Here is a 9,878-nt window from a genome sequence, read left to right on the forward strand (position 1 = left end):
TCGTCGTTCAGGCCAAAGACCGCATTGCAGGCCCCGCGCACTTTGAAAGCGCCCGCCTCCTGGAAGTTCTCGCATTTGAAGAACAGCTGCGCGCCGGTCAGGTCGTCCAGATAGGCGGAGCGCAGCACCGGCGTGCGGTTGATATGGGGTTTGATCCGCTCATGCGCCTCGCGCATATCGGCGATGGTCAGGCAATCGGCTGTGGTCATTGCATCCAACATCAGGGCCTCCTTACGCTGCGGATTGCATGGGTGTGGCACGGCCCGCGCGGAAGTATTCCTGCGCTGCGGCCACACCGCTGCCCAGCTCGATCGGATAGTCCAGATCGGCCATGGCCATTTCGATGGTGGCCAGCCCGGACAGAACCATCACATCCGTCAGACTGCCCAGATGGCCGATGCGGAAGGCTTTGCCGTTCATCTCACCCAGACCGATGCCAAAGCTGACGCCATAGGCATTGAAGGCATGATCCGTCAGCGCATTGCTGTCGAAGCCGTCGGGCACGTAGATCGCGCTGACGGTGTCCGAGTAGAGATCCGGCGACTGCGCCACCAGCTCCAGCCCCCAGGCCAAGGTGGCCTTGCGCACGCCTTCGGCGAGACGGAAGTGGCGGGCATAGACATTGTCCAAGCCTTCCTCGAACAGCATCTTCAGGCTTTCGCGCATGCCATAGATCAGCTGCAGCGGCGGGGTATAAGGAAAGCCCCCCGACGCGTTGGCATTCATCATGTCTCGGAAGTCAAAGAAGGTGCGCGGCAGTTGGGCGGTCTCCATCGCCGCCAGCGCCTTGGGGCTGACGCACAGGATCGCCATGCCGGTCGCCAGCATGAAGCCTTTCTGCGAGCCCGAGACCGCGATATCGACGCCCCAGTCATCAAACGCGAACGGCATCGAGGCCAGCGAGCTGACGCAATCCACAAACAGCATCGCCGGATGAGCGCTGGCATCCATCGCCTTGCGCACCGCCGCAATATCCGAACGCACGCCGGTGGCAGTCTCATTATGGGTGACCAGAACCGCCTTGATCTCATGGGCCTTGTCGGCTGCTAGAACCTCGGCAAACTTGTCTGCCGGCGCACCGCTGCCCCACGCGCATTCGATGATCCGAACATCCAGCCCGTGACGCTGACACAGGTCGATCCAGCGATGGCTGAACATGCCATAGCGCGCCACCAGAACCGTATCACCGGGGCTGAGCGTATTGGTGATCGACGCTTCCCATCCGCCCGTCCCGCTGGCCGGGAAGGTGATGACCTGGCCCGAGGCGGTGCCAAACACGCGCTTGGTGTCTTCAAGCACGGGCGCAAAGGTTTCAACAAAATCCGGCGCGCGGTGATCCTGCGTCTGAACCTGCATCGCCAAACGCAAACGATCCGGGATATTCGTCGGGCCGGGAATAAAGATAGGGTTCTGTTGAGACATCACACACTCCTCCGAATTGGTAATATGATCTTACCAAGCCGCGAGGTTTGCAATTTTCTCGAAAATGTTTTTCATTATGCGAAAAAATATCCTAACGTGCTGAAAGGAATGAAAGAGATAGTTTTTCAATTTTTGCGAGGGAAAATGCTGGATTTGAAAAATAAGCCGCGACGCCTTAAATCAACGCCCTAACCACACAGGAAAAAGCCGGTGCAGAATCACAAAAAACCGCGTGGACGACCCAAATCAATCTTCAAGGAAAGCTCGGCTGGAACACTACAATCCCTCGACCGCGCGTTGGAAACACTCACAACGCTCGCGGCCTTGGAACGCTCTACGCTCAGCGACCTCAGCCGGGAAACAGGCGTTCCAACGGCGACGACGCATCGCATACTGACGACCTTGTCCAATCGTGGCTATGTCACTTTCGACGAACAACGCCAGGAATGGATGGTTGGGATCGAGGCATATCGAACAGGGGCCTCCTACCTCAACCGCAACAGTGTGGTTGAGATTGGCCGACCCATCCTGCGCAGGCTCATGCGAGAGACCGGTGAGACCGCAAACATGGCCATGCCCGATGGCAGCCACGTTGTTTTTGTCAGTCAGATCGAAACGGGAAACCCAATTCGCGCGTTCTTTCCACCCGGCGCGCGGACGCCCATGTACGCGTCCGGTACGGGCAAAGCCTTGTTAGCCGAAATGAGCGCGAATGCGGTTGAAACCCTGCTGTCAGATGTCACGTTCGAAACCTTTACAGATCGCACACACCGATCAACGACATCGTTATTGGAAGACCTGACGCTGGTCCGACAACGCGGCTGGTCCTTCGATGATGAAGAGCGCTATGAGGGCATGTCATGCACAGGCGCCGCGATCATGAACCAGTTCGGTGTTCCTTGTGCAGGGATTTCCGTCTCAGGCCCGACTGCAAGGATCAACAAAGCCAACGCCGCCCATTTCGGGGAAATGGTCCTCACGGCAGCGCGCGAAATCTCTACGGAAATCGGCGGGTCGCCGCGCTGAGCCTGAACTGTCTCAGCGCTGCGGGTTTGGAATTATCGCTCATACGCTTTGGTCAACGACCAAAATCGAATGGGCAATGCAACCGCCGCGACGATCAAACCGATCGTATACCCTATCCAAACACCCATGGCACCATAGTCAAAGACGAAGCCAAGCGCATAGCTTGCCGGCAGGGCCAGGGGCCAGTATGCGGTCAGTGTGATGACTGTGGGCAAGTTCATGTCTGACATTCCACGTAATGCGCCAAGTGCCGTGCCCTGAACGCCATCCGCAACCTGCAACAGCGCGACGATAAAGAACAGAGTTACAGCGAGCTCGATTACGGCAGGATCGTTGGACATAGATTCCGCCATCATTCGGCCAGCGGTAATGAACACGATTGCTGCAATCGCCTGCCAGAGGGTCACCATGACAAACGATGCTTTCAGGATTGGTCTCAACCGCGAGGTGTCGCCTGCGCCGACTGCAAGGCCCACACGGATGGACGCCGCGCCGGCCATTCCAAGCGGGATCATGTATGCCAATCCTGCCAGCGCGTTGACAATCTGATGTGCAGCAAGGGCTTCTGCGCCAAGCCACCCCATCATCAGGCCGACCACAGCGTATGCTCCACCCTCGCCAGCATAACCAAGACAAAGCGGCAGGGCGTCTTTGGCCTGCGCCCAAACGTCGGTCCAGACAACCTGTACCCGTTGACGAAACGCCGCCAATCCCGGGGCGCGTTTCAGAACAACGAGAGCGGCAATCAGCGACGCACATTGTGACAGGATACTGGCCAAACCTGCGCCCAGAATCCCGAGGTCCAGAATGTGGATAAGGGTGTAATTGGCGGGCACGTTGATTAAAACGCCAAGGTAGGACAGACCCACTGCCGTCCATGGCCGACCCACCGCATCAAAAAGCGCCTTCAGGCCAAAGAACAAATTGAATGGGATAATCCAGACCGCCATTGACATCCAATAGGGTAAAAGGATCGCAAGAACTTCCGTTGGTTGGCCCAACAGACCCAAAAGAGGGTACAGAGCCATCATGAGAAGGGCCGCAAGACCACCGCCCAGCAAGCAAAGCAAAAGCCCGCCACGCAATGCGAGAGCGACCTTTTTAGGGTCCCGGGCCCCCTCTGCCTGACTAATCTGAACTGAAAGCGCTGTAACTATGCCCCAAAGGGCAGAGATCAGAATGATCAGAACGGCAGTGGTTACCCCAGCTGCGGCCAAAGGCACTGTTCCGAGCGGTGAAATCATTGCGGTATCGACCACACCGATTAAAAGCGCTGCGGCTAGACCCACCATCAAAGGGACGGCCAGTTTGATCAGCGGTAACAACTCGGCGCGTGTCGGCGCCTGGGAAATAAGGATTTGGTCTGTCATGATTCAAACACCGGGTTCGGCCCGGCCTCAATGTCGCGCGATAGAGCGTTCTGCTCTGGATGATCGAGGGCCGTTCAACCCTGCGACGGAAGAATCATGAATTTGGTCCCTTTCCGGACAGTGCGTTGCATTTGGTTCTATGGGATAAGTTGAACCGCGTCCAGATGGTTGAAGTCCTGTTTCCGGGCGCGCTGATCTCCGCTATGTCACGGTTCGGAAAGAGCTTCAAAAAAAGCAGCGCTGCGTTCGTCAGACGGGAAGAAAAGCTCTATCTTCAGGTCGTCAAGTGTGACGTCTGTAACCGTGCTGAATTGAGCAATTGTGCCAAACATTGAAACCCGGTGTTCCCCAAAGCGGTAAACCGCAGGAACTGTCGGCCCCACACTAATGTCGCTGGAGGATCGCGCCTGGGGCGCAAGCGCCTGTGCGGCCGCGTCCAGTTCGGGTATTCCTCCGGCGTTGGCGCTTTCCGATCGCAGCCGAAGCATCGTGTGATGCGCCACTTCGGGCCAGTTCTCGACCAGTGCTTTCATCTGCGGACTCGTCAAAAGTGAAAGAAGACTTTGCCCGATGTCTAAACCCAGAGGAGCAAACAGTTTCGCTGCGGGCCTGTTGAGTTGTACAAGCTTCCAGACCCGATCCAACACCATTCCCGGATAGGGTTCGTGCCTTTTCAGTGTCCATTCAACAGCGCTGCGGATCGGGGCCATTGCAGTGTCGTCAAGCTGTGTCGTGGCAAAGCGAGCGGCGAAACCTTCTGCGCGCATCATCTGATTTCGGGTTTCGACCGGAATATTCAGAACCTCAGACAGGTGAAGTATCATATCCGGGCTGGGCCGGGACCGCCCGGTTTCCAGAAAGGATATATGGCGTGCACTGACATCAGCTTCGATTGCCAGATCAAGCTGGCTCATTCTTCGACGTTTCCGCCATTCTTTCAGCAAACCGGGATACGGGGTCATGCCCCGAGCTTAGCAACCGTCCGAGCAGAAATCACTTACCTGTGACGTAATTGCTTTGTGTTCAACTTATGTCCCATGACCGGCATGGTTCAAAGGAGGACATCATGACACGGCAACAATCAGCGATGCGCTTTTCTGGCGGAATACTGGTGGTCACAGGAATTCTCTTTGTGTTTTCAGCTGTGCCAGCATTTCAATTTCCGGCGCATCTTTTTCTGAAGCTGGCTTACTGGCCGATCCACTCTGTTCCATCAGGCATGGCGGTACCATCGCCACTTTTGCTGGCTATCGTCGGCGGATTGACCGCAGGGTTGGGTGCTATGCAATGGGCGTTGGGGTCATATGTTGCGCCGTTGTCATCCGTCGCAGCTGCGAAGGTCGCAAGGGCGGCAGCATGGACATGGTTTTGTGCAGACAGCGCCGGATCCGTACTTGTTGGTGCTCCGTTCAATGTCCTGTTAAATCTGTCTTTTCTTCTTTTGATCCTGCTGTGCAGTAGGCCGCAACCGGAGAGAGATCTGGTGAAAACCTGACGCCGTTTCTGTGCCGAGCGTGCTTGGACTGGGTGTATCGAGGAATCGTTGCCTGCTAATTCATGGCACGTATCGGTCCTTAAGGGCCAATGCCAAATTCATGATGAAAGCTTGCTTTTGTCTCCGGCCCTAACCCCAGTCCAGACTGCTCAGCCAGTCTTTCGCTACGGTAACTGATAATCTTGATGCTTGATCCACATGTGACAGCAACCAAACTTCCCTGGTCGGAAATCCTGTTACACTTTCCACCTCAACTTCTTGAAACCGCGGATCGTCGGATGCGATAGCGCGCGGCAAAAGCGTTTTACCGATCCCCTTCGCAACGGCCTGCATACCCGTTTCAATATCTGCGACTCTTAGATTGGCCCGCAATTCGGGAGACCTCGCCACGTTTTCCAGCCAAGCTGCCTGGGGTAAGGTCTGATGCGCCTCATCGTAGGTGATCCACTTCAAGTCTTTTATTTGATCTGGCGACAAAGAACTTGTCGCGTAAGCCGCAAAGGACAACTCGCTCAATTTTTGCGCCTTGGTTCGTAGACCGCCGCCTGATGGGCGCGCAAAGCGTATCGCCAGGTCGGCCTCTCGCTTAGACAAGTCCAGATTATTTGATGATGGGATCAGCTCGACAGTCAGGCTCGGATGCAAACGCGCCAGGGCAGCGAAGCCTGGAACGAGGAAACGGTTCACGATAATCGGTACTGAGCTTATGCGGATAACGCCCTTGACGCGATGTGCGCTCTCACCAGATATGCCCGTGATTGCAGCATTCTTCGCTTCAATTGTTTCTACATGCGTCAGGATTTGCAGAGCAGCGTCAGTGGGTTCGTACCGTCCATCGGCACTGCGCAAAAACAAGGTGCAATCCAAAGACCGCTCCAGCGCCTTGATCCTCCGGGCGACTGTTGTCTCACTAACGCCAAGTGAGCGACCTGCCTGAGTTAGCTTTCCCTCGCGGTGGAGCGCCAGAAGGAATTTAAGATCGTTCCAATCATGACCCTGCATTTTTGCAGACTATCTCAACAGTTTCGTTGATTCAAACTGCAGTATTGATGATCTAAATCTGTTCTCACGTGAATTTACGGAGGTCAGAAAATGAAGTTCATCATACTTTTCGAAGATGCACCAGATGCCGATCCGGACATCCGATACAAACATATGTCGAAGCACCTCGATTTCCTTGAGCGGAACTCAAATAAGATTGAAGGCGCTGGCCCTTTGTCCGATTCAGAAGGAAAAGGGTGCGACGGTTTATGGATTGTTGAGTCGGGATCAAAAGAAGACGTAGAGCGGCTTGTGCGCGAAGATCCGTTTTGGCCGACGGGTCTCAGGAAATCCTATGCGATCATAAGCTGGAAACAGGTTTACGCAAACGGGTCGAGGATAATCTGTTCGGGCTGAGGGGTCAGCAAGCTACAAAATGCATCGCCTCGACCCGCGTGTCTTCGACCATATACCACTTGGAACAAGGGTTCTTGAGTAGTTCCAAAACCTGCGGCGGTCCGGTGGTCGGACGCGAATTTTTGGGTCAGATAAATCTCTCGGCAGAGTCCACTGGAGAACCTCGAAAACAAACATGGGGGCCACTGCCGCGACGCCGATACCAGGGGCCACTTTCCGGTTTCTTCCAATTCATGTTCAGTGGCGACAAAAGCTTGGCGCAGAATTGATAGTTTTTTGAAAATGCTTTGCCAATTCTGCCGGCGCAGTGTTCTTCACCAAACGAGATCCCATTTTATGCCAAATACAGCGCCCCAACGCCCGGACACTATGATCCTGGATGACAACTGGAGTGACTTACGCCGTTTCCGCGATCTGCCAGACATCGATATGGGGCGGCTTCTGGAGTACCGAACAGGTCGGATTCGGGAGCAGATGAAGCTTCAAGATGTGGCGGCACTGGTGATCGTGAATCCGCTGAGTTTGCAATACGCTGTAAACTACGATTCTTATCAGCTTTATCAATCGCGGGTCCCCACGACCTATCTCTTCATGGCACAAGACGGTCCGACCATTGTCTTCGGAGGCTATGGCAACAGCCCTCTGATAGACCGTGAGGAACCTGCAGATTTTATGGCGTTTTTTGATGCTGGCCCCAACCTGGTGGACAACGCACGCCGACTGGCCGACCGTTTGCACGGTTACCTCGAAGAAATCGGCACGGACAGTCGGCGCGTTGCAATTGAATATGTGAACCCGTCTGTCACCCAGGCTTGTCTGCAACGCGGTCTCGAGGTTGTTGACGGTGTGACGCTGACCGAGACTGCGCGGTTGATCAAATCCCCGGATGAGATCGAATGCATCAAGTGGTCGGTGGCCGTGGCAGAACTGGGTATGGCGAAGATGAAGGAGGCCTTGCGCCCCGGAGTGACCGAAACTCAGCTGTGGGGCATTTTGAATTACACCAACCTGGCAAATCAGGGCGGGTGGCATGATGGGAGGATGCTGTGCTCGGGCCCGCGCACCAACCCTTGGCTGCAAGAGGCGACCCAGCGGGTGATTGAATCCGGTGATCTGGTTGGATTTGACACCGATATGGTGGGTCCCATGGGTTATTTCTGTGACGTCTCACGCACGTTCCATTGCGGTCCTGCCAAGCCCACCGCTCGGCAAAAGGAAATCTATCAGATTGCCTATGACGAAGTGCAGCACAATATGGCGCTCTTGCGCCCCGGGATAACCTTTCACGAATTGCAGAGGCAGTCTTTCGAAATCCCCGAAGCGTTTCAAAAGCAGGCCTATCCCTGCATCTATCACGGGGTGGGTATGTGCGACGAATACCCGAAGATCATCCCTTATCACATGGGGCTTAACCCTTATGATGGTGTGGTGGAGGCTGGCATGGTGCTGACGGTTGAAAGCTACGTAGGTGCCGAGGGTGAACGAGATGGCGTCAAGCTGGAAGAACAGGTCCTCATAACCGACGACGGCTATGAGCTGCTTTCCAGTTATCCGTTCGAGGAAGAATTATTGAACTAAACCTCACTAGTCTTAGCCTCGAAAGTTCTTGGCCCAAAGTCACGGGTCGACCCTTGCCTTTGCGGTCGGCGACTATCAACGCCAAGGGAAAGTAGAAATGGACCTGCTGGATCAGGTCCTGCAGGTTTCAAAACTGGCTGTATTTTATGTAGAATTTGCAGACTTCCCCGAAGAAAAAACCACCTCGGCGGTAGCCTCAGGCGGGGCCCAGCGGTGCGGCATCCAACGCTGATACCCGCGGTCGCCGCCTTATGCCCAAGCCAGATCCAAATGTGCGCTGAATTGGCGGATGGCAGTGGTTTCGGATCGAGCATGCGGAATTACGCAAACGTAGTCTTTTTTCATTTTCAGTGCATGCCGCGAAGGCGCCACGAGCGATCCTGATTCGAGATCGGTTTTTGCCAAAACGGATGGAACCAGGGCGACACCGGCTCCTCTTTTCGCGGCGGAGATGGCAAGCGTCAGATCGTTGATCGTTAAACCTGCATGGGAAAACTGCGTCGCGTCAGATCCGGCTTGCTGTCTCCAATCCGACCAGAGTGGTTCGCTTGAGTAACTCGGCCCCCATTTGTTGTGAATGAATCTGCTATCGGGGATAATCGATAGTGCTTGATCCAAATTCGGATACGCACCTAGGAACGATGGGGCGCAGACCGGTATCGCAACATCCGAAAACAAGCGTGCTTCCCGGTAACCCGGATAGAGTGTCGAGCCATAGGTCAGGCGAATGTCGATGGCTTCACGTTCAAAATCGATTGGGTCTTCTTGCACGCGGATATCCAGCGGGATTCCGGTTTCTTCGGCAAATGTGACGGCCTTGGGTAGAAACCAAAGCTCTGCCAATGCCGGTAACACGCTGATCACCAATTGTCGGGTGCGTGTCGCGTTGTGCACAACCCGGGCCGCGTCGGATATTTCCTCAAAAGCGCGGGCGAGTTTGGGATACATCATTTCACCTGCATCCGTCAGTGAAATACGGTTGCCTTTTCGGACAAACAGTCTTTTGCCCAGATGATCCTCGAGCGTTTTGATCTGCAAACTGACGGCAGCGGAACTGACGCCCAGTTCTTTTCCGGCCAACACGAAGCTGCCGCATCGTGCGGCGGCTTCGAAGGCCCGTAACGCTGTCAGAGGCGGAAGAGAGTGACTATAGCTCATAGTAAATCTTATGATACCCAATAATTTTTCTGGTTGTCATTGTCATAGATTGAATTTCAATGCTGTAAAGGAGGACGCCATGAATCATCTGCTTGATCTTGAAACTTACCCGCTGGATCGACCCGACAGTCCAGAATACGCGAAGTTAGTAGAAAAGTGCCGGGCAGATCTGGCTTCTGATGGCATGTTCAATCTGCCGGGGTTTTTCAAACCCGGGGTTGCGCAGCAGGCGGCCGATGCGGCGAAACCCGCTATGGACACGGCTTCGTTCCGGCATGCGCGCAAACACAATGTCTACTTCAAAGACGAAATGCCCGGTATTGATGACAAACACCCCGCGATGATCAAGTCGCAAACGGTCAATCACACGCTCTGCGCCGATCAGCTAGAGGGCAACCCTGTGATTGAAGTGTATGAATGGCAGCCCTTCG

11 protein-coding genes and 1 pseudogene are annotated in these 9,878 nt (G+C 54.9%); 6 read left to right on the forward strand and 6 right to left on the reverse strand.

Features of this window, described 5'->3' with window-relative positions:
- Positions 1 to 221, reverse strand: a 221-nt coding sequence (locus AC2FNU_RS21670; RefSeq protein WP_496792374.1) for a pyridoxal-phosphate dependent enzyme, incomplete at its 3' end; no start/stop codon positions are given.
- Positions 222 to 231: 10 nt separating this feature from the next.
- Positions 232 to 1,422, reverse strand: a complete 1,191-nt coding sequence (bhcA, locus tag AC2FNU_RS21675; RefSeq protein WP_496792376.1) for an L-aspartate--glyoxylate aminotransferase BhcA — start codon at positions 1,420 to 1,422, stop codon at positions 232 to 234.
- 210 nt (positions 1,423 to 1,632) lie between these two features.
- Here bhcA and AC2FNU_RS21680 point away from each other — a divergent pair, with 210 nt between their 5' ends.
- Complete coding sequence (locus AC2FNU_RS21680; RefSeq protein ID WP_496792379.1) at positions 1,633 to 2,448, forward strand: IclR family transcriptional regulator; 816 nt, start codon at positions 1,633 to 1,635, stop codon at positions 2,446 to 2,448.
- 32 nt (positions 2,449 to 2,480) lie between these two features.
- Here AC2FNU_RS21680 and AC2FNU_RS21685 read toward each other — a convergent pair whose 3' ends face one another.
- Entirely contained in the window at positions 2,481 to 3,818 is a 1,338-nt protein-coding gene (locus AC2FNU_RS21685) for an MATE family efflux transporter (RefSeq protein WP_496792381.1), read from the reverse strand.
- A gap of 206 nt (positions 3,819 to 4,024) precedes the next feature.
- Positions 4,025 to 4,780, reverse strand: coding sequence for a helix-turn-helix domain-containing protein (locus AC2FNU_RS21690; protein ID WP_496792383.1), 756 nt, complete (start codon positions 4,778 to 4,780; stop codon positions 4,025 to 4,027).
- A 68-nt stretch (positions 4,781 to 4,848) separates the two neighbouring features.
- Here AC2FNU_RS21690 and AC2FNU_RS21695 point away from each other — a divergent pair, with 68 nt between their 5' ends.
- Positions 4,849 to 5,313: a hypothetical protein gene (locus AC2FNU_RS21695; protein ID WP_496792387.1), complete on the forward strand. Its 465-nt coding sequence runs from the start codon at positions 4,849 to 4,851 to the stop codon at positions 5,311 to 5,313.
- Between the two features lie 129 nt (positions 5,314 to 5,442).
- On the opposite strand, the gene AC2FNU_RS21700 is transcribed toward AC2FNU_RS21695, so the two are convergent.
- Positions 5,443 to 6,315, reverse strand: a complete 873-nt coding sequence (locus tag AC2FNU_RS21700; RefSeq protein ID WP_496792390.1) for a LysR family transcriptional regulator — start codon at positions 6,313 to 6,315, stop codon at positions 5,443 to 5,445.
- A gap of 90 nt (positions 6,316 to 6,405) precedes the next feature.
- Here AC2FNU_RS21700 and AC2FNU_RS21705 point away from each other — a divergent pair, with 90 nt between their 5' ends.
- From AC2FNU_RS21705 to AC2FNU_RS21715, 3 genes are all read left to right on the forward strand, one after another.
- Positions 6,406 to 6,711 (forward strand): YciI family protein, encoded by a 306-nt coding sequence (locus tag AC2FNU_RS21705; protein WP_496792392.1) that lies wholly within the window; start codon positions 6,406 to 6,408, stop codon positions 6,709 to 6,711.
- A gap of 369 nt (positions 6,712 to 7,080) precedes the next feature.
- Entirely contained in the window at positions 7,081 to 8,289 is a 1,209-nt protein-coding gene (locus AC2FNU_RS21710) for a M24 family metallopeptidase (protein WP_496792396.1), read from the forward strand.
- Between the two features lie 97 nt (positions 8,290 to 8,386).
- Positions 8,387 to 8,521, forward strand: coding sequence for a hypothetical protein (locus tag AC2FNU_RS21715; RefSeq protein ID WP_496792399.1), 135 nt, complete (start codon positions 8,387 to 8,389; stop codon positions 8,519 to 8,521).
- A 17-nt stretch (positions 8,522 to 8,538) separates the two neighbouring features.
- On the opposite strand, the gene AC2FNU_RS21720 is transcribed toward AC2FNU_RS21715, so the two are convergent.
- Entirely contained in the window at positions 8,539 to 9,447 is a 909-nt protein-coding gene (locus tag AC2FNU_RS21720; protein ID WP_496792402.1) for a LysR family transcriptional regulator, read from the reverse strand.
- A 79-nt stretch (positions 9,448 to 9,526) separates the two neighbouring features.
- On the opposite strand from AC2FNU_RS21720, the pseudogene AC2FNU_RS21725 reads away from it, so the two are divergent.
- Positions 9,527 to 9,878, forward strand: a pseudogene (locus tag AC2FNU_RS21725) (2OG-Fe(II) oxygenase); the annotation flags it as partial.

Source organism: Ruegeria sp. BHSB064 (genome assembly GCF_059613205.1).